20 protein-coding genes are annotated in these 19,722 nt (G+C 62.3%); 4 read left to right on the top strand and 16 right to left on the bottom strand.

What is annotated here, in order from left to right:
• The first annotated feature begins 80 nt into the window (after positions 1-80).
• A complete protein-coding gene (locus AC0NIH_RS17555) occupies positions 81-1,061 on the top strand; it encodes an alpha/beta hydrolase fold domain-containing protein (RefSeq protein WP_473461758.1) in 981 nt (326 codons plus the stop codon).
• Here AC0NIH_RS17555 and AC0NIH_RS17550 read toward each other — a convergent pair.
• Together AC0NIH_RS17550 and AC0NIH_RS17545 are read right to left on the bottom strand one after the other, a co-directional pair.
• The gene (locus AC0NIH_RS17550) at positions 980-1,327 is read right to left on the bottom strand and encodes a hypothetical protein (protein WP_473461761.1); all 348 of its coding nucleotides are present in this window, start codon (positions 1,325-1,327) and stop codon (positions 980-982) included. The two genes, AC0NIH_RS17555 and AC0NIH_RS17550, sit on opposite strands and share 82 nt — an antisense overlap.
• Positions 1,327-2,226 carry a LysR substrate-binding domain-containing protein gene (locus AC0NIH_RS17545; RefSeq protein WP_013894970.1) on the bottom strand — a complete coding sequence of 300 codons (900 nt, stop codon included), beginning with the start codon at positions 2,224-2,226 and terminating at the stop codon, positions 1,327-1,329. Before AC0NIH_RS17545 ends, AC0NIH_RS17550 begins: the two co-directional genes overlap by 1 nt.
• Positions 2,227-2,450: 224 nt before the next feature.
• On the opposite strand from AC0NIH_RS17545, the gene AC0NIH_RS17540 reads away from it, so the two are divergent.
• The 3 genes from AC0NIH_RS17540 (at position 2,451) to AC0NIH_RS17530 (ending at position 4,364) form a co-directional block, all read left to right on the top strand.
• Positions 2,451-2,636, top strand: coding sequence for a hypothetical protein (locus AC0NIH_RS17540; protein ID WP_023763386.1), 186 nt, complete (start codon positions 2,451-2,453; stop codon positions 2,634-2,636).
• Positions 2,637-2,975: 339 nt separating this feature from the next.
• The gene (locus AC0NIH_RS17535; protein WP_013894968.1) at positions 2,976-3,110 is read left to right on the top strand and encodes a hypothetical protein; all 135 of its coding nucleotides are present in this window, start codon (positions 2,976-2,978) and stop codon (positions 3,108-3,110) included.
• 315 nt (positions 3,111-3,425) lie between these two features.
• On the top strand, positions 3,426-4,364 hold the full coding sequence (locus AC0NIH_RS17530; protein ID WP_348625706.1) for a GlxA family transcriptional regulator: 939 nt from the start codon (positions 3,426-3,428) through the stop codon (positions 4,362-4,364).
• 16 nt (positions 4,365-4,380) lie between these two features.
• On the opposite strand, the gene AC0NIH_RS17525 is transcribed toward AC0NIH_RS17530, so the two are convergent.
• The 14 genes from AC0NIH_RS17525 to AC0NIH_RS17460 all read right to left on the bottom strand — a co-directional run bounded on the left by AC0NIH_RS17525 (position 4,381) and on the right by AC0NIH_RS17460 (position 19,619).
• Positions 4,381-5,178 carry an ABC transporter ATP-binding protein gene (locus AC0NIH_RS17525; RefSeq protein ID WP_023763384.1) on the bottom strand — a complete coding sequence of 266 codons (798 nt, stop codon included), beginning with the start codon at positions 5,176-5,178 and terminating at the stop codon, positions 4,381-4,383.
• Complete coding sequence (locus tag AC0NIH_RS17520) at positions 5,175-5,948, bottom strand: ABC transporter permease (RefSeq protein WP_473461765.1); 774 nt, start codon at positions 5,946-5,948, stop codon at positions 5,175-5,177. The genes AC0NIH_RS17525 and AC0NIH_RS17520 overlap by 4 nt, the downstream gene beginning before the upstream one ends.
• 101 nt (positions 5,949-6,049) lie before the next feature.
• Complete coding sequence (locus AC0NIH_RS17515) at positions 6,050-7,000, bottom strand: ABC transporter substrate-binding protein (protein WP_473461768.1); 951 nt, start codon at positions 6,998-7,000, stop codon at positions 6,050-6,052.
• A gap of 161 nt (positions 7,001-7,161) precedes the next feature.
• Positions 7,162-7,500: a peptidase inhibitor family I36 protein gene (locus AC0NIH_RS17510; RefSeq protein WP_023763381.1), complete on the bottom strand. Its 339-nt coding sequence runs from the start codon at positions 7,498-7,500 to the stop codon at positions 7,162-7,164.
• A 92-nt stretch (positions 7,501-7,592) separates the two neighbouring features.
• On the bottom strand, positions 7,593-8,441 hold the full coding sequence (locus tag AC0NIH_RS17505) for a DUF1194 domain-containing protein (RefSeq protein ID WP_473461770.1): 849 nt from the start codon (positions 8,439-8,441) through the stop codon (positions 7,593-7,595).
• Between the two features lie 92 nt (positions 8,442-8,533).
• Positions 8,534-11,095, bottom strand: a complete 2,562-nt coding sequence (locus AC0NIH_RS17500; RefSeq protein WP_473461773.1) for a GcvT family protein — start codon at positions 11,093-11,095, stop codon at positions 8,534-8,536.
• A gap of 147 nt (positions 11,096-11,242) precedes the next feature.
• Positions 11,243-12,001 (bottom strand): FkbM family methyltransferase, encoded by a 759-nt coding sequence (locus AC0NIH_RS17495; RefSeq protein WP_473461776.1) that lies wholly within the window; start codon positions 11,999-12,001, stop codon positions 11,243-11,245.
• Positions 11,998-13,227 (bottom strand): hypothetical protein, encoded by a 1,230-nt coding sequence (locus AC0NIH_RS17490; RefSeq protein WP_473461779.1) that lies wholly within the window; start codon positions 13,225-13,227, stop codon positions 11,998-12,000. The genes AC0NIH_RS17495 and AC0NIH_RS17490 overlap by 4 nt, the downstream gene beginning before the upstream one ends.
• Positions 13,228-13,249: 22 nt before the next feature.
• Positions 13,250-14,680 (bottom strand): aspartate aminotransferase family protein, encoded by a 1,431-nt coding sequence (locus AC0NIH_RS17485; protein WP_287272543.1) that lies wholly within the window; start codon positions 14,678-14,680, stop codon positions 13,250-13,252.
• 102 nt (positions 14,681-14,782) lie between these two features.
• A complete protein-coding gene (locus tag AC0NIH_RS17480) occupies positions 14,783-15,790 on the bottom strand; it encodes an NAD-dependent epimerase/dehydratase family protein (RefSeq protein ID WP_473461782.1) in 1,008 nt (335 codons plus the stop codon).
• Entirely contained in the window at positions 15,787-16,254 is a 468-nt protein-coding gene (locus tag AC0NIH_RS17475) for an EamA family transporter (protein WP_473461785.1), read from the bottom strand. The genes AC0NIH_RS17480 and AC0NIH_RS17475 overlap by 4 nt, the downstream gene beginning before the upstream one ends.
• Before the next feature lie 88 nt (positions 16,255-16,342).
• Positions 16,343-17,692: an FAD-binding oxidoreductase gene (locus AC0NIH_RS17470; RefSeq protein ID WP_473461788.1), complete on the bottom strand. Its 1,350-nt coding sequence runs from the start codon at positions 17,690-17,692 to the stop codon at positions 16,343-16,345.
• Positions 17,693-17,694: 2 nt separating this feature from the next.
• Positions 17,695-19,128 carry a UbiA family prenyltransferase gene (locus AC0NIH_RS17465; protein WP_473461791.1) on the bottom strand — a complete coding sequence of 478 codons (1,434 nt, stop codon included), beginning with the start codon at positions 19,126-19,128 and terminating at the stop codon, positions 17,695-17,697.
• Positions 19,129-19,355: 227 nt separating this feature from the next.
• Positions 19,356-19,619, bottom strand: a complete 264-nt coding sequence (locus tag AC0NIH_RS17460) for a hypothetical protein (protein WP_023763371.1) — start codon at positions 19,617-19,619, stop codon at positions 19,356-19,358.
• Positions 19,620-19,722: the final 103 nt, after the last annotated feature.

Below are 19,722 nucleotides of genomic sequence, written 5' to 3'. Positions count from 1 at the left end.
GACATTTTCGGCCAGTACACGATCTTCAAAAAAGAAGGGGAGTTCTTTTAGTCGGCTGTCGCCGAAGCTCGTGTATGCGCATGCCAAGTTTGAAAAGCCACTTCGTTTCCTTCGTGCTCAGGTACAGCCGGAAAAAGGCGTTTTCCAGCCCGGAGAACCTGCAACGCTGGATTGCCGCCGCGCGCAGGACCGAAGATCATCATCCGCCGGTCTCGCTGCAGCAGCGTTTCGACATCCAGACGCGCGCAGTCGACGGCTTTCCGGTCTACGAGATCGCCCCCAGGGCCGGCGAGCGCAAGCGGATTCTCTACCTGCACGGCGGCGCCTATGTCTTTGAAATCACGCCCTATCATTGGCACCTGATTGCCGACATGGCCGACCGTCTGGGCTATGCCGTCACCGTACCGATCTATCCCATCGCTCCCGAGCATGACTTCCACGCCATGTTCGGTATGGTTGGCGACGTCTATCGCCAAATGCTCGACGAGACCGACCCCGAGGACATCGTCTTCATGGGGGATTCCGCCGGCGGCAACATGGCCGTCGTGCTGACCATGATGGCGGCCGAACAGGGTCTGCCGCCGCCATCGCGCCACGTTCTGATTTCACCAGGGCTCGACGTTTCGCTTGCAAACCCCGCAGTGTTCGAAGCGGAGCGGAACGATCCCTGGTTGGGCATTGCCGGCGGACGGGAGGCGATCCGGCTCTACAGTGCCGGAATGCTTCCCACCGACTGGCATATCAGTCCGGTCTATGGCGATCTCTCGGTGTTGCCCAAGACATTGCTTCTGACGGGCTCGCGCGATCTCCTCACACCCGACAATCTGATCTTCGCGCAAAAAGCGCGCAGCGCAGGCGTGGAGGTCGAGCTCGTGTACGAGGAAGGCATGTTCCACGTCTGGCCATTGATCGACATGCCGGAATCGCGCCGCGCGCGCCAGCACATCGTCACGTTCCTAAGCAGTGAAAAACTGACGAGTCAGGACAGGAGCGAGCCGATCACCTGGTCAGCCAACGCTTCGTCAAGCGACCCATACAAGACCGGGTTGGCGAGCACGTAAATTGCCTGCAATACTTCTTCATGGCGATCTGACTGATAGTCGATATCTTCCCTGCATTCGATCAAGTCCGCCCATCCTTTCACATCGGCTGCGGTGATTTCTCCTGCTCGGAACCGTTGCAGGACTGTCACGATCTGATCGGCGGTCAGAATAACCACCCCAGTCTCGGACCAGCCCAGCCCGCTGATCGCTTCAGCCATGCGATCAACCGGCTCTGTGAACGCGATGAGACCGCTGAGCACCGAAACCCGGTCCATAACGTCCATCAAAACTTGCCGGTTTCCCGGAACACTTCGAAGGTCGCACGGATGTGGTCGGCGACAGCCTTGACCGGAGCGCTGGCGTCCGGCGCCACCACCATGGCCAGATTGTAAGTGCCGATGTCGGGCATGCCGTCCTTCGGGCAGAGTTCGACCATGTCGTTGCCGAGGAAGGACTTCGGCAGCGGCGCTACGGCGAGGTCGGACATGATGGCGGCCCGCTGGCCGGCCGTATGGGCGCTCATATAGGCAATGCGGTAATTGCGCCCTTCGCGGCTCAGCGCTTCGAGCGCGCCGGCCCGCCAGGCGCAGCCCTCTTCCCATAGCGACACCGGCAAGGGCTCACGCAGATGCGCGCAGCCGCCCTTGGCGCCGGCCCATACGATCGGCTCGGTCAAGAGCACCTCGGCGCCGAGCGCGCTGGTCTTGTAGGAATTGGTCAGCAGCGTGATGTCGAGCGCGCGGTCGTCCATGCGCCGGCGTAGGTTGCTGCTCTGGTCGATGGTGACGTCGACCGCGATCGAGGGATGCGACTGCGCGAAGCGCTTCAGCACATGCGGCAGCACGCGCTCGCCATAGTCATCCGGCGAACCGAGCCGCACAACGCCGACGATATCGGGGATGATGAACTTCGACACCACCTCGCGGTTGATCGACAAGAGCCGGCGGGCATAGCCGAGCAGCATTTCGCCGTCCGTGGTGAGCGTCACCGAACGCGCGTCGCGCGCGAACACCGAGCGGCCGAGAATGTCCTCCAGCTTCTTGATCTGCATCGACACCGCAGACGGCGTGCGGAAGACGGCGTTGGCGGCGGTGGTGAAGCTGCCGGTCTCGGCAATCGCCACGAAAGTGCGCAAAACGTCGAGATCGAGCAGCGGCAGCGGATGATTGAGTGGGGCGTTCATGGCGATCGACCTTCAATTTTTCTGATACAAAGCATCATTCAATTTCGTTTGATTGAACATCAGTTTGGGAGGATAGTCAATCTTGTCGAAGCAGGATGCTGCCAAATGCAGCCCATGAAACCAACATGACACAGACCCGCATTCGACATGAAATGAAGCTGAAACAGACATGACGTAACCAGCCACTGCCTGGCATCCCCGTCAGGCACAGAAGGGAGAATGAAATGTCTATCCTGTCGTCCATCGGCCGCATCGCGACCGAATTCAGCGAGGCCCGTGCCCGCTACCAGACCGAACGTGCCATCCGTTCCCTGCCGATCGAACTGCAGAAGGATATTGGCTGGCCTGAAGCCTCCGACGCCAAGGCCGGTATTCGCAACGGCATCGGATCCTGGGCTGGAGCAAAGTAAACCGTGTGTATCAAATGCTGAAGGCCTGCCGCGCCACCCGCCCGGCAGGCCTTCTCTATTTTATTTGCATTCAAATGAATTCACGAGCCATGCTGCCGCTGCATGGCGCATATGAACAAGCCGCATAGCATCCCGATTTTTGAACTAACCGGCTGTAAACAATAATGGATTCTGAGCATCATGCCCAAATTTGTCGCATCTGATGTCGCTTTTCATATCAAGCGCTTCGCTTTTGCGATTTAGTTTCTGCTTACACAAGCCTATATCACCGCCAGCAAACGAGCTGCCCCACTCCATCAAGCGAAGGCGACCCGTCTAAGCAACCGAATGGAGATGATCATGAAGCTTTTTGCCCGCCTCTTCGCCCGCCGCGAAATGAACCTGACGACCGCCCTCGAGCGTCAGCGCCTCGCCAACACCATGCCCGGCCAGACCGGCGCCATGGCTGCTGCACGCCTCGGCTTCGTCGCCTGAAGATTTCTTCGGGGCAGCGCGTCCCTGCCGCTGCTCCCATGACTGCAACGCCGCCCGGCCTTGCCCGAGGCGGCGTTTTTGTTTCGACCTCACCCGCTCCCGCGGGGTTCATCGATCGCATTGCCCATTTGCGACCCATGTCGCAAATTTAATCGCGTCCAGGCGGCGTAGCCGATTGACAAGCATGGCTTTTCCTGATGACGCTATGCTATTCGCGACATCCTGTTCGCGTCATGGCCGTGTGAGGTTCCCTTGAACGCCGTAAAGCATCCGATCAAGCGATCGTTTGTGTTCTTTCTTGTCCCCGACTTCACCATGATCGCTTTTGCGACCGCGCTCGACCCGCTGCGTTCGGCCAACCGCATGCTCGGTTACGAGGCCTATCGCTGGCGCCTGGCCAGCATCGACGGCAAGCCGGTGCGCGCCTCCAACGGTGTCGAATGCGCCGTCAACACCTCGCTCGAGGAGGAGCGCAGGAAGATGGCCGGCCCTGAACGGCCCAACATGGCCATCGTCTGCAGCGGCATCGATGTCGAGCGCTACCATAACAAGTCGGCCTTCGCCTGGCTGCGCGAGGAGTACAATCGCGGTGTCGCCGTCGGCGGCCTGTGCACCGGCGCGCACATCCTCGCCGCCGCCGGTCTGCTGTCCAACAAGCGCTGCGCCATTCATTGGGAAAACCTGCCGGGCTTTTCCGAGGCGTTTCCCAAGGCCAATGTCTTTGCCGATCTCTTTGAGATCGACCAGAACATCTACACCTGCGCCGGCGGCACCGCAGCACTCGACATGATGCTGAAGCTGATCGGTGACGATTTCGACGAGAGCCTCGTCAACCGCGTCTGCGAGCAGGTGCTGACTGACCGCGTGCGCAGCCCGACCGACCGCCAGCGCCTGCCGCTGCGTGCCCGCCTCGGCGTGCAGAACTCGAAAGTGCTGACCATCATCGAGCTGATGGAAGGCAACCTCTCCGAGCCGCTGTCGCTGATCGAGATCGCCGACCATGTCGACCTGTCGCGCCGCCAGATCGAGCGCCTGTTCCGCACCGAGATGGGCCGCTCCCCTGCCCGCTATTACCTGGAAATCCGGCTCGACCGCGCCCGGCACCTGCTGATCCAGTCGTCGATGCCGGTGGTCGAGGTGGCTGTCGCCTGCGGCTTCGTCTCGGCCTCGCATTTCTCCAAATGCTATCGCGAGCTTTACGCCCGTTCGCCGCAGCAGGAGCGTGTCGACCGCAAGCAGCTGCTGGCCGCTTGATCCGCAATTCCGCCGGTCAGGCCTCGGTCGGCTGTGCCTGCGCCGTCCGCATCGCCTCGACGCGGATATCCTCGGTCAGTCGCGCCTTCAGCGCGGAGAATTCCGGACTGGTTTTGAGCGTGTAATGGCGCGGATGCGGCAGGTCGATGGCGACATCCGACTTGATGCTGCCGGGCCGCGCCGTCATCACGATCACGCGCGAGGCCATGAAGATCGCCTCCTCGATATCATGGGTCACGAACAGCACCGTCTTCTTGCGCCGTTCCCAGATGCCGAGCAGCAATTCCTGCATCAGCCCGCGCGTCTGGTTGTCGAGCGCGCCGAACGGCTCGTCCAGCAACAGGATCTCGGGATCGTTGGCCAGCGCTCGGGCAATCGCCGTGCGCTGCTGCATGCCGCCGGAAAGCTGCTTCGGCCAATGGTTCTCGAACCCTTTCAGCCCGACGAGATCGACATAGGAAGCGACGACCTCGTCGCGCTCCTTTTGCGCCATGCCGCGTTCGCGCAGTCCGAAGGCGATATTCTCGGCCACCGTCAGCCACGGAAACAGCGTGTAGGACTGGAAGACCATGCCGCGATCCGGTCCCGGTCGCGTCACCGCCTTGCCGTCGAGCAGCACGCGGCCTTCGCTCGGGGCTTCGAGGCCGGCGACGATCCTGAGCAGTGTCGACTTCCCGCACCCGGACGGCCCCAGAATGGTGATGAAATCGTTGGCGGCGACCGCCATGTCGACCGGCATCAGCGCCCTGACCGGCTGTCCGCCGCGCACGCCGGCAAAGGTGCGCGAAACGCCCTCGATAAGAAGCTTGCTCACGCCAGGCTCCACGGAAAGAGCCAGCGGTTGAACGCCTTGAAGGCAAAATCGGACAACAGCCCGATCAGTCCGATGACGATGATGCCGAAGATGATCTGCCCGGTCGCCAGCCGCGACTGGCTGTTGATGATCATGTAGCCGATGCCCGACGACGAGCCGATCAGCTCGGCGACGATGACATAGGTCCAGGCCCAGCCGAGCACCAGCCGCAGCGTCTCGGCGATTTCTGGCGCATTGGCCGGCATGATCACCCGTTTGACGATGCCGTTGTTGGTCGAGCCCAGCGTATAGGCGGCCTCGACCAGGTCGCGCCGCGTCGACCCCACCTTGACGGCGACGATCAGGATGATCTGGAACACCGAGCCGACGAAGATGACGAGCAGTTTTTCCAGTTCACCGATGCCGGCCCACAGGATGAGCAGCGGAATGAAGGCGGATGCCGGCAGGTAGCGGGCGAAGGAGACGAAAGGTTCGAGAAACGCGTCCACCGGCTTCCAGGCGCCCATCGCGATGCCGATCGGCACGGCAACGACCGACGCCAGCACAAAACCGCCGAAGACCCGCCACATGGTGATCAGTATGTCGAGCCAGAAACGGTCCTCGACCAGCAGCCGCCAGCCGTCTCGCAGCATCGACAGCGGGTCGGCGAGGAAGATGCGATTGACGTGCCCGCCAAGCGTGATCCAAGCCCAGAACGCCACAAACAGCACGAAGAAGGAAATGCCGAGCACGGTTCGGAGGCCCGGCGCGACCGGATGCAAGGGGCGCATCGTCAGATCGTCCGCATCGTCATTTCGTCCCCATGCTCAAATTTGTCCCTGGGAAAGCGGCGGCGCCAGGCGCCGCCGCTTGTTGGGCAAAGGCTGGACGGTCAGTTCGCCACCGCGCTGGTGTCGGCCAACGTGCTGACGTCGGGCGCCTCCTTGATCAGCCCCATCTGCAGCAGCAGATCGCCGGCGGTCTTGGAAAAATCCTGGAATTCCTTGGTGAAGAACTGCTTGTTTTCGGCCTTGTCGGTCCATTTCAGGTACTTCGCCGAATCCTCGAATTCCTTGGCAGACTGTTTCACATCGGCGCCCATGATCTCGTAGGATTTCTGCGGATCCTTCTTGATCAGGTCGAGCGCCTCGAAATAGCTGTCGGCGAGCGCCTTGGCGGCATCCGCGTTGGCCTTGAGGAATTCCGGCGTGCAGCCGACCGTGTCGAGGACCATCGGATAGTCGATCGTGGTCGCCAGGATATGGCCTTGGTCGGCCTTGTGGCGCACGGCCGAGATGAACGGTTCATAGGTGACCGCGGCATCGTTCTGGCCGGCGAGGAAGGCTTGCGCCGCCGCGTCCGGCTCGAGATTGACGACCGTCACATCCTTGGTCGACATGCCGTTCTTGTTCAGCACCCAGGCGAGCATGAAATAGGGTGACGTGCCCGGCGCCGAGGACGCGACATTCTTGCCCTTGAGATCGGCGACCGTCTTGATGTCGTTGCGCACGACGATGCCGTCGGCGCCGTAGGATTTGTCGAGCTGGAAGATCTGCTTGGTTGTCACCCCGCTGGCGTTCCACACCAGCCACGTCTCGACCGTGGTGGCGGCGCATTGCAGGTCGCCGCTGGCGATGGCGAGCGGACGGCTGGCCTGCGGCACCTTCTTCAAGGTCACGTCGAGGCCGTGTTTCTCGAAGAGGCCTGCCTGCTTGGCAAGCGTCAGCGGCGCGAAGCCGGTCCAGCCGCTGATGCCGATGGTGACCGACGTGGCGGCCATCACCGGCGCGGACAGGCCGGCGACAAGTGTCAATGTTGCGGCGAAAATGGCGATTCTGTTCATGTCGGTTCCCCTTTTGTTTCTCTTGGGGGAAATAGTTCACAGACACCGGCGACCTTGTCAATCAACAGCATGGTGAAGCGCATGCCGGGTTGGCCGCAGACAGCAGCCGGCCCGGCAACCAAATGACCCAATGGTTACCGGCCGCCTGAATCCAGGATATTTTAACCGTCGCAGACGCACTCGGCGGACGAGATGCGATCGTTCCAGTTGCCTCCGAGATAGCGGGCTCTGCGGCTGATCTCGATCGAACGGCCGCCCATCCGCGTATCCTCATAGGCCACGAGCGTGCAGCCGCGGCTGACGAACACCGACGAAACACGATCGTTCCAGAACTGACCACCGCGAAAACTCACCGAATCGTCGGGCGCCATTTCGATCGACCGGCCGCGAAAATTCGCGTGCTCGAACATGACGCAGGCAGGCTGGTCGTTGTATTGGGCGCTGGCGCCATCTGCAAAAAGCACGGAGGCGACAGCTGTCAGGACGGCAAGGCGTTTCATCTGATGTTTCCTCGGTTCGACCGTGGCCCCCACCGGCTGGATAGCGCGGGCCGATCAGTTTGCCAATGCCTCCTCTACCCGCGCCAGGGTCTCTAGCGGCTCTCCGGCATCCAGCTCCGATTGCGCCACATTTTCTCGCCGATCTGGCAATCGCTGGCGGGCTTTTCCTGCGCCAGCACGACTGGCGGACGATCCGCCTCCTCGGCCGCCCATTGCGGTGACGCCGGGCCGGCAAGCTCCAGCACCAGCTTGCGGCGGATGGCTTCGGGGAATTGCGTCCAATCGTTGACCGGGATCATGAAGGCTCCAGGGCCGCCGATGACGCAGTCGCTGTAGTAGCGGTCGAGATCGTTGACGTCGTAGGCGCTGGAAAAGCCGCCGCGGGTCATCAGCGGCAGGCCATTGATGACGATGCCTTGCCTGACCACACCGTCACGGGTGAGGTTGACCGGCGCGCCCTGGTTGTTGGGCCCGTCGCCGGAAATGTCGATGACCCGCTTGGTCGCCTGGTAGCCACTTTCGGCGAAAAGGTCGCTGCCGAACTCCAGGGCGCCGGAAATCGAGGTGCGTCGCGCGCTGTCGGGCGGATGCGCCGACATTTGTGCGACCACCTGCTCGGCATCGTCACGGTTGGCGATGACCGTCCATGGCACGATGACACGCTGCCAGCTGGTGCCGGCCCATTCGACATAGGTGACGGCGATCTTGCCATAGGAGCCATTGGCGATCGCCTGCAAAACATTGTCATGCGTCAGCGCCGCCGCGTAGCCATGGCGCTGGATTTCGAGCTCGTCCGCCGACATCGAGAGCGAAACATCGACCGCCAGCACCAGCTCGACATCGACCGGCTCGTCCGCGCGCGATCCCGGCGCCAGCCAGAGCGTCAGTGCCAGCGCGGCGCAGCCGGAAAGCAGATGTCTTGCACACGGGAAAGCAGACATGCCGCAAGGGTAAGCGAAAACCATCCGGTTAAAAAGACAAAAGCCCGGCTCGAGGCCAGGCTTTTGCGATCGCTCCGCTGCTCCGCCGGCGCTCAGCTGCGCGGCTTGAGGTTCTCCGGATCATAGAGCGGCTTGTAACCGACAGCCGCGACTTCGACCGGATATGTCTCGCCGAAATACTCGACAGCCAGCTTGCGGCCTTCCTGGGCATATGCCCACGGCAGATAGGCGAGCGCAATGTTCTTGCCGATGGTCGGGCCGTAGGCGACCGAGGAGGTGAAGGACCGGCGGCCGAGTTCGTCGACCAGCGTTTCGCCCGTCTTGGGGTCCATCACCGGCATGATGCCGACGGGATAGCGGGCGACGCCCTTGGCATCGGTGTTCTCGGTCATCACCAGCGTGCACAGCATGGCCGGCTGGTGCTCGCGGGCGCGGTATTCCAGATGCTTGGCCTTGCCGCAGAAATCGTTCTCCTTGACCTTCGGACGCGCGAGATCGGCTTCGAGCAGATTGTACTCGGTCAAGAGGTCGGCGTTCTGCAGTCGCAGGCTCTTTTCCATGCGGCGCGTGTTGGCATAGGTCTCGACGCCGAACGGCATCACGCCGGTCGAGCGCAGCGCATCCCATACGGCGAGACCGTCCTCGTAGCGCATGTGCAGTTCCCAGCCCTGCTCGCCGACATAGGAGATGCGGAAGGCGGTGACGTCCTTGCCGCCGATCCTGACCGGCTTGATCGCCGCGAACGGAAAATTCTCGAGCGAAAGACCCTCGGGATTCTCGACCACTTTCTGCAGGGTGGCACGGGCATTCGGACCCCAGATGCCGATGGTGACGAATTTCTCCGTCACGTCGGTGATGGTGACATCAAAACCTTTGTCCTGCGCTGTGCGGCGCATGTACTGGAAGTCGCGCGGGCCGGCGTCCGCGCCGTCGATCAAACGACAGCGGTCCGCCATGCGGATGACGGTGAAGTCGGCGCGCACCATGCCTTCCTCATCGAGGAAGTGGGTGTAGATGCCCTTGCCGATATTGTTGTCACCGCCGATCTTGGCCGCGCAAAGCCACTCCAGCAATGCAACGTGGTCGGGTCCCTCGATGTCGTACATCGAGAAATGCGACAGGTTGACGATGCCGCAATCCTCGCTCATCGCCAGATGTTCGGCGTTGGAGACACGCCAGAAATGGCGATTGTCCCATTCGTTCTCACGCACCGGTACGCGGTTGCCGTATTTCTCCAGCAGATGCTCGTTGGCGGCATAGCCGTGAGCACGCTCCCATCCGCCCAGTTCCATGAAGTAGCCGCCGAGCTCCTTCTCGCGCTCCCAGAACGGCGAACGCCTGATGTTGCGGGCCTTGGAAAACGGCTCGCGCGGATGCACCGCGGGATTATAAACCTTCATCGCCGTTTCGGTGCAGCGGTCCCAGATGAACTGTTCCTTCGTCTGGTGCGGATAGAAGCGCGCATAGTCGATGGCGTGGTGGTCGATTTCCGTGCGGCCGTCCGTCATCCAATCGGCGATCAGCTTGCCCATGCCGGGGCCGTCCTTGACCCAAATGGCGACGGCATACCAGAGCCCCCTGACCTTCTGGCTTTCGCCCATCGACGGTCCGCCATCGGCCGTCACCTGCAAGAGGCCGTTGAAGGAATGGCTTTCGTTGTAGCCGAGCTCGCCCAGGATCGGCGTCAGTTCCATGGCGCGCTCGAGCGGCGCCAGGATCTGCTCCATGTCGAGGTCGCGCTGCGACGGCGACAGCCGCGCCTGGTCTTTCTCAAGCAGGTCGCGCGGATGGCAGAGGCGCGGATTGTTTTCTTCGTAGTAGCCCCACTCGATCTGGCCGCCTTCGGCGGTCTTGGGATCGCCGGTGTCGCGCATATAGGCCGAGTTGCCCTGGTCGCGCAGCAGCGGCCAGCCGATCTCCTTGCCGGTCCCGGCGAACTCATTATAGGGGCCGAAGAAGGTCAGCGGATGGTCGATCGGCATGACCGGCAGATCCTCATCGACCATTTCCGCGATCAGACGGCCCCAGATACCGGCGCAAACGATGACATGATCGGCTTCGATGGTGCCGCGATCGGTCACCACGGCGCTGATCCGGCCGTCCTTGACGACGAGCGACCTGGCAGGCGTATTGGCGAAGGATTTGAGCTTGCCCGAAGCTTCCGCCTGGTCGACCAGCTTGCCGGCGACAGTCTGCGAACGCGGGATCACCAGGCCCGCATCGGGATCCCAGAGCCCGCCCTGCACCATCCCTTCTTCGATCAGCGGGAATTTTTCCTTGATCTCGGCGGGTTCGATCAGGCGTGCACGTGTGCCAAAAGCCTTCGCCGATGCGATCTTGCGCTTGATCTCGTCCATGCGGCCGTCGTCGCCGACGCGCGCGACTTCAAGGCCGCCGATGCGCGCGTAATGGCCCATCTTCTCGTAGAAATCGATGGAATAGAGCGTCGTCCAGCAGGACAGGAAATCGTGGCTGGTCGTGTAGCAGAAGTCGGAGGCATGCGCGGTGGAACCGATATCGGTCGGGATGCCCGACTTGTCGATGCCGACGATGTCGTCCCATCCACGCTCGATCAGATGATGGGCGATCGACGCGCCGACGATGCCGCCGAGGCCTATGATGACGACCTTCGCCTTTTTCGGAAACTCTGCCATTGCCCGCGACTCCAGATGCTATTGCGGGCAGCGTCGGCGCCCGTTTGATCGGCGCACAATATGCAGGCGACAGCGACCACGCTACCGCCTGTTTGCGACACGCCGCTGGTGCAGCGCGACCCTGCATGGTCAGGAGAATCGTAACCCTCAGGCGAAGGCCCAGACGTCCTCGGCCTGGAACCCGACCTGGTAGCCCGCCGTCTTCAGCTTCACCACGACCTGGCCGATCTCCGAGGCCGGCAGTGCGCCGACCTCGACCTTGATCATGCCCGGACGATAGCGCTTGAGGTCGAGCTGTTCGAAGACGATCCAGTCGGCGCCTTCGCAATCGACGAGGAAGGCGTCGATATGGCTGATGCCGTTGCGGTCGAGCAGCGTCTGCAGCGTTTCCGACGGCACCTCGATATCCCGAAGGTGCGGTGCGAACTTGTTGAAGTTGGCGTCGGCCTCGCCCCAGGCGTTCTTGCCCGACATCAAATTGGTGTCGGTGACCGACGAGCAGCCGATGAACTCGATCGGCAGCGTGCCGGCCTCGAGCGCCGCGGCATCAAAAGTGTGGACGGTGATCGTGCCCTTGGTTTTTGTGACAGCCACGGGCTCGATGATGAAGCGGCCCGTGTCGGGATAGTTGGCGCGCAGCCGCTTCTGATTGTACGGGATCGGCTCGACCAGCATGGCGCGCGCGCCGGCAATCTTGTGCAGCCACGGCGTGACGTCATCGAACAGCGCGCCGTCGCAGGCGCCGACATTGACCATCTGGAACGGCCGTCCTGCCCCGCCGAAGCGTGCTTTCAGCGCCGCCTTGGCGAGGAATTTGGTGCCGCGCAGCGACGGTCCGCGATCGAGCAGGCCTGCCGGAAGACCGAGCGACAGCGCGGTCCGCGCCAGGCTGGATAGCGAATTCATGGCTTGTCTCCGGGAATGATTTGCAGCGCCGCGCGATGCTGGCGGGCAATAGCTGCCCGCAGTGCCATGAACGGCGTTGCCAGCAGCAGGAAGAGCGGGATCAAATGCGGGAAATAGATCCGCGTGTCGTGGATCGGGAAAACAGTGAACTTCGCCAGCGCGCCAAGCACCAGTGCGGCGAACAGGATGCCGGCACGCCGGTCGAGGCGGAAGCCGGCGCGACCGGCAGCGTACCAGCCGGCCAGCGCCAGCACCGAAACGCCGACCCAGCTGTTCAAATTGACGGCGCGCAGCAGCGACGCGGCGAACGCCCTGAGATAGGCGATGACCGAGAAGGCCGGCTCGAACCCGTCCATATTATAGTGCTGCTCGATGCTGGAGAACCAAAGATGCGGCCACCAGCCGGGATGATGGGCCCAGTGCGAAATGGCGAAATAGGCAATAAAGGACGCGGCAAAGCCGGCCAGCGCGCCCCATGCCTTGTGCCGGAAGACGACCAGCAGCACCGCGAAAACGGCAAGGAAAACAATATTGTCCGGCCGCACCATGAAGGCGAGAAAGAGCAGGATCGCCGTCGCCGCCTCGCGGCCCCTGATGTAGGCGTAGAGCCCGCCGAGCAGCAGCGCCGACGTCAGCAGGTCCGGCGTCGAGGCGCGCGCCGCATCGGCGAAATCGGCCATGATCAGCACCGCGCCGACCAGCGGCGCCATGGCCAATGCGTTTTGAGAACGCAGCCAGAGCAGCGTGATCGCGCCGAACAGCAGCACCGAGAACACCTGCACCAGGCGCATCGCCTCGACCGGGGACATCACCGAGCTCATCGTCGACAATATCTCGGCATAGAGGAACTTGATCCGGTACATGCCGAGCAGCGAATGGAAATCGGCGGCATTCTCCGTCATATGGCTGCGGAAGCCGCCGCCATCGTCGGTCAGCGTCTGGTAGTCACCGGCCGACACGCCGGATTTGACGGTGCTGTAGGCGTAGTCATGCAGCGCCTGCGCATCGGGATAGGTGCCTTCCTCCGATATTGCGAGATAGGGCAGCATGTCCCAGTTGGCGTCCGGCATCACCCAGGCCGTGAACGCCGTCAAAAGGATGTAGAGCGCGAAGGCCGCCGCGCCGATCGGGGCTGCCAGCCTCGCATAAGACCCCTCGCCCCACGCCAGGCCGGCCTCGGTGAGCCGGTCGATCTGGTTTTGCGTAGCGGGCGACTTGGTCAGCATGATCTACTCAGCGAGCTTCATTTTAACGAACTTGGCTTTTGACGAAATCCTTCACAATTCCGACAATGCCGCGCGACAACAGGCTGTCGAAGGCATCGACGAAACGATCGACATGTTCGCGCTGGCAGATCAGCGGCGGCTCGAGCCGGATGACGTTGCGGTTGTATTCGGTGAAGGCGACCAGCACATCGTAGTCGCGCAGCAACAGCGCCCCGACGAAACCGGACAGCGAGCCCTTCAGCTTGTCGTCGAGCACGCTGACGATCGGGCGCAGCACCATTGGCAGGGTCTGCGAGAAGTCGTGGAACTCAAGCCCGACCATGAAGCCCTTGCCACGCACATCCTTGATGATCTTGGGATATTTGTCCTTGAGCGCTTGCAGGCGCGCGAGCAAATAATCGCCGGTGACGGCGGCGTTGTCGATCAGCCCCTCGTCATAGAGCACGTTGAGGCCTTCGATCGAGGTGACGCAGGCTTCACCCATGCCGCCGAAGGTGGCCATGGCATGGATCATTGCCGTCTTCGGCGTGCCGTAGGCCTTCATGTAAACCTCCCGGCGCGCGATCATGGCGCCGACCGCCGCCTTGCCGCCACCGAGCGACTTGGCCAGCGCCGTCACGTCGGGCACCACGCCATAATGTTCGAAAGCATAGAACCGGCCGGAGCGGCCATAGCCGCACTGCACTTCGTCGGCGACCCACAGCACGCCGTACTGGTCGCACAGCGCGCGCAGCTTCTGCCAATACTCGGCAGGCGCCTGGATGATACCGCCTCCGCCCTGGATGGTTTCGAGCACGATGACGCCGACCTCCGGATCGGAGCGGAACAGGCGCTCGACCGCATCGATGTCGGCAAAGGGAATGCGCACCGTATTGTCCGCCATCTTGAAGTCGGCGCGGTAGAGCTGCCCGTCGGTAATGCCGAGCACGCCCTTGGTCTTGCCGTGGAAGGAATTCTCGGCATAGACGATCTTCGGCCGCTTGGGGCCCGCGGCGCGCTCGGCGAGTTTCACCGCCGCTTCCATGGCCTCCGAGCCGGACGAACCCAGGAACACCATGTCGAGATCGCCGGGCGAGCATTTGGCGAGGTTGTGCGCCAATGCCGCCGCATATTGCGACATGAAGGCGATGGCGATTTCCTGGCGCTTCTCCTCCTGGAACTTTTTGCGCGCTTCCAGGATGCGCGGATGGTTGTGGCCGAAGGCCAGCGACCCGAAGCCGCCGAAGAAATCGAGAATCTTGCGGCCGTTCTGGTCGATGTAGAACATGCCCTCGGCACGCTCGATCTTGATCTTGTGGAAACCGAGCAGCTTCATGAAATGCAGCTGGCCGGGGTTGAGATGCGCCTTGAACAGGTCGGTCATCGCCGCGACATCCATCGCCTTGGCCTGCTCGACGCTGATCAGGTCGGGCTTGGCGATGGTGGCGGGTGACAGCGCCGGCGCATTGACCATGGTGCGCGCATTCGCCTGTTCGGGCTTGGCCATGACGGTCATCTCAATCTCCTGTCCGCGCTGACGACCAGAGTCGTGCGCCATAAGCTGTTGGCAAACCCGCTATTCGGCGGGCACATGGTTGGTGGCGACGGCATGCCCGGCCTTCTTGGCGCGGTACTCGCTGTAAGCAGCAATCAGCATGTCCTCGTCGCGATATTGCGGCACCCAACCGAGCTGCCGCTCGGCCTTGGACACGTCGAGCACGCACTCCTCGTCCGCGATCAGATACTGCTCCGGATCCATGATCGGCATGTTCATGAGATCGAGCAGGTCGAGCGTGCGCTTGACCGCCCAACCCGGCGTCGGGATCAGGATCGATTTCGAGCCGGCATGCCTGATCAGGTCGCCAAGCAGCTTCTTGACCGGCGGAGGATTGAGCGAGCCGAGATTGTAGGCCTCGTTTGGCACGCCGGCTTTCCAGGCCGCGCGGGCAGCTTCCGCACAATCGAAAACCGAAATAAACTGATAGGGATTTTTGCCCGAACCGATCATCGGCACCGGCAAGTTCCAGTCGATCAGCTTGAACAGTTTTTCCAGGATGCCGAGCCGGCCGGGCCCGATGATCAGGCGCGGGCGAAACAGCGAGATCGACATGCCGCGCTTGCGCCAAACGGCTGCCAGTTCCTCGGTCTTCTGCTTCGACCAGCCATATTCGCCGAGCGGCGCGACCGGATGCTCCTCGGTCATCGGCTGGGTGACCGTGTGGCCGTAGATCATGTCGGTCGTGTAGTGGACGAGCTTGGGCGCGCTGGCTCTGTCCATGGCCTGCATGATGTGTTCGGTGCCGTGAAAATTCACCGGAAAGAAGAAATCGTGCCGCTTGGCGCGCACCTGGAGCGGCGACAGCATCTTGGCCGACAGATTGTAGACCATGTCGTCGGCCTTGAGCCCGACAGCGGCGACGGACGCAGGATCGGTGACATCGCAGGTGACAAAGCGGACGTTGCGGTAGTGCGCAAGGTCGCTCCTGGCGATGTCGGCAACGACGACCTCTTCGCCATCGGCCACAAGCTTCGGGGCAAGGTGGCGGCCGACGAAGCCGTCACCACCGAAAATAACATGTCTCATCGAACGGTCTCATGGTGAATCTTGTCGGACGAAAGGGAAGCCGTTTCCTCTTCGTGCCCGCGACCACTCTGCGCGATCAGCACCGTGCCGACGCAGATGAAGGCGATGCCGGCGATGCGCCAGCCATTGAGATCCTCGCGGAAGACGAAATAGGCGAAGATGGCGACGGCGACATAGGCGAGGCTGAGGAATGGATAGGCAAAGGAAAGCTCGACCTTGGACAGCACATAGAGATGCGAGGCCATGGAAATCACGAAGGTGCAAAGCCCCAGGAACACCCACGGGCTGAAGACGATCTGCAGCAGCTTGACCAGCGGGTTGGCACCTTCGAACGAGATCGGCCCAAGCGACATCATGCCCTGCTTCAGCATGAGCTGCGCAGCCGCATTGGTCATCACCGTAAATAGAATGAAGACGATATATTTCATGTCAGTGCGCCCGCCCCGTGACATCGAGTAATACAAACCCCAAAAGATTTCGTGAACTCAGAAGAATGTTTTGAGTAAACCTTGGCGTTAAGCGTTCGATAACCATGAATCATTTCAATTTTAGCTATTCGGCAGCCTCGGCGCGGCGTCGCCGCAGGTAGATGCTCCCAGCCGTGCGCGCCCAGAAATCAGACATGAAGGCAGGGTCGCGCAGCGCTTCCAGCCGCGGCCAGTCCGGGAAGGAGGCGGCGAAGGTCGCAGCCGCCATGCGTGCATCCTTGTAAGGGTTGACCGCCCCTCCGGCCGCGATGGTGATGCGGTCGAGCTCGCCGAGCAGCGCAAGCGTCGCCGCCCCCCTGTTGGGGAAATCCAGCGTCAGCGTATAGCCCAGCCGCGGAAACGACAGCAGTGCCGGCGAGCGGACCCCGCCGAAGCGCTTCAGCACGGTCAAGAAGGATCCCTGCCCGGCCCGCCTGGCGGCGGCGAGCAATTCCGGCACGACGATCCGCGCGGCCTCCTCCGGCACCACGCTCTGGTGCTGGAACAGTCCATTGGGGCCATAGAGCCGGTTCCAGTCGCGCACGCCATCGAGCGGAAAGAAGAAACCCTGGTAACCGCTCTGGCGCGGCACTGTCGCCCGGCCCTTCTTCCACCGGTAGGCGGCGTTGAAAACGGTCAGGAACGACCGGTTGAGCACGTTGAAGGGCGGCTGGAACGGCACCGACAGATTGCCGCCGGCCCGCGCGGCCGTATGCGAGCCATGTTCGGCGTGGTTGCCGGTAAACAAAAGGCCGCGCCCGCTGCGGCGGCCGCCCGCGAGCTGATCGATCCAGGCCACGGCATATTCATTGGCCTGATCCGCCGCCTCGGCGATATCGAAGAATTCGCCGAGGTCGCGAAACGGCGTTGCCTTCTCGACGATGTCGAGCGAAGGAACCCGCATCAGCCGGATCGAGGCCGACAGGATCAGGCCGGTGAGCCCCATGCCGCCGATGGTCGCCGCAAACAGGCGCGGATTGTCGGTGGCCGAGCAGCGATAGGTCTTTGCGTCGGATCGCAGCAGCGTGAAACTCTCCACGTGGCAGCCGAACGTGCCGCGCCGGTGATGGTTCTTGCCATGCACGTCATTGGCGATGGCGCCGCCGAGCGTGACGAATTGCGTTCCCGGAACCACTGCCGGAAAGAAGCCGTGGGGTGCTGCGTGCGCGATAATGTCGGACAACAACACGCCGGCATCCGCTTCGAGCACACCGGTCATGGCATCGAAGCCGCGAATGCGGTTCAGGGATCGCATGTCGACCACCGCGCCGGCCTGGTTCTGGCAGGAATCGCCATAGGAACGGCCATTGCCATAGGCAAGCAGCGAGGTTTCGCCGGCCTGACCAGCCTTCAGCAACGCGATGGCATCATCGGCCTGGATGGCCCTTGGCGCCGGCGGCGTGGCAAGGCCAAAGCTGCGGAAGCGTTCAGCCATGCCTACCAGCCCCCGATGACCAGCAGCACCGCGCCGATCAGCACCACGATCTGGCTGCGCCAGTCGCGGATGATGAAGACGACCGGATCGTCATGCATTTCGTCGCGACGCGCCAGGATCCAGACCCGCATGGTGAGATAGAGCACGATCGGCGCCAGCGGCCAGATCAGCCATGGATGCGGATAGAGTTCGCGCACCGCGACGCTGTCCATGTAGAGCGCCAACACGAGTGCCGAGGAAAAGGCTGACGCCATGCCGGCCTGAGCGACGATCTCCTGATCCTCGGTGCGATAGCCGCGGCCAGCGATGCGCTCGCCGGGCGGAATGGCGGTGGTGCGCAATTCCACAAAACGCTTCACCAGCGCCAGCGACAGGAAGAAGAAGATCGAGAAGGCGAGCAGCCAGAACGAGACGTCGACGCCGGTCGCGGCCGCGCCGGCAATCACCCGGATCGTGTAGAGGCCGGCAAGCGTCAGCACGTCGACCAGGAGCATGCGTTTGAACGACAGCGAATAGGCAGTCGTGACCACCATGTAGCCGCCAAGCACGGCGAGGAATTCGAGCGGCAGAAAGAGCCCGGTGCCGATGCCGATCGCCAGCAGCACCGCGATAGCCCCGAGGCCGAAGGGGATCGACAGCGCGCCACTGGCGAACGGCCTGTTGCGTTTGGTGACGTGCTTGCGGTCGAGCGCCAGGTCGAAGAAATCGTTGAGGATGTAGATCGCCGACGCCACCGCGCTGAACGAGACGAACGCCAGCAGGCATTCCCAGATCATATTGGAGTTGAAATATTCGTGCGACAGCACCATCGGCACCGCGATCAGCGAGTTCTTCAGCCACTGGTGCACGCGCAGCATCTTGACGACGGTCCGCAATGTCGGCTTCGGCGCCGGCATCGTTTCGGCGCCATGCGCCGCCTGCCAGCGCGCGGCGTGGCGGTCGGGTGCGACGACGATCGCATTGCGCGCGGCGTCGAAGACCTGGAGGTCATGGCGACTGTTGCCGGCATAGTCGAAACCGCCATCGCCATAGGCTGATATCAGCGAGGCACGCTTCCGGCTCGCGGTGAGATTGTCGAAGCCGTCGGTGGCCAGCACCCGGTCGAAAATGCCGAGATGGGCCGAAATGGCGTCGGCGAACTTGCGCGGCGTGCCGGTCGCCAGCACGATCTTGCGGCCCTCGGCATGTTCGGCGCGGAGGCGGTTGAGCAACGCCTCGCGATAAGGCAGCGACGCGGGATCGATATCGATGCGCTGCGCGATCGCCTGCTTCAGCCGCGCTGGCCCGCCAGCCGCCCAGAACGGCACGATGAAGATATAGAGCGGGTTCTTCTTGAGAAGGATGAACAGTCCTTCCCACAACAGGTCGGTCGCGATCAGCGTGCCGTCGAGATCGACCGCAAGCGGTATTGCGTTCCTGTCCGACCGCGCATCCATGTACGTCCTGCCCCTGCCGCCGTTTGATCCGGGAAACCGGAATCTCGTTGCGCGCCGTGTTTCGGCGTCTTGGGGCTGGTATAGCGGGGTATGGCGTAGCGAACGTTAAAACGCACGGTTGTGGGCGGCTGTCGCGGTGGTATTTCCGGCGTCATTGTTAAGCAACCGCTACCGAAAACAATAAAAGGCCGGACAAATGCCCGGCCTTTCCAATCATGCCGCCAGGATTACTTGATGCGGGCGACGCCGCCGGAGATCTCGACGGTTTCCGAACCGGTCAGCGCTTCGAGATCGCCATTGGGCAAGGTGACGAAGCAGCCATTCTGGCAGAATTCGACGGTTTCACCGCCGGCCAGCGCAAGGTCGGTCTTGCTGCCGCCTTCCGTCACGATCAGCGTGCGGGTCTCGGCGTCCTTGTTGACCGCGCTTGCGGAATGGGCCGAGCCGCTCACGGCGAGCAAGGCGACGGCAGCGACGAGAGACTTCCACATTTGCAATATCGGTGTTCCCACCGCCTCTGTTGCATTACGCAAGGCATTTTCGCCTTTGCATGGGAGCTTATATGAGATGGAAGCTGAACCGCAACTGAATGCC

This window comes from Mesorhizobium sp. WSM1386 (assembly GCF_055901595.1).
Note: the sequence above shows the minus strand (reverse complement) of the source record. Positions and strands in the feature narration are given on the sequence as shown.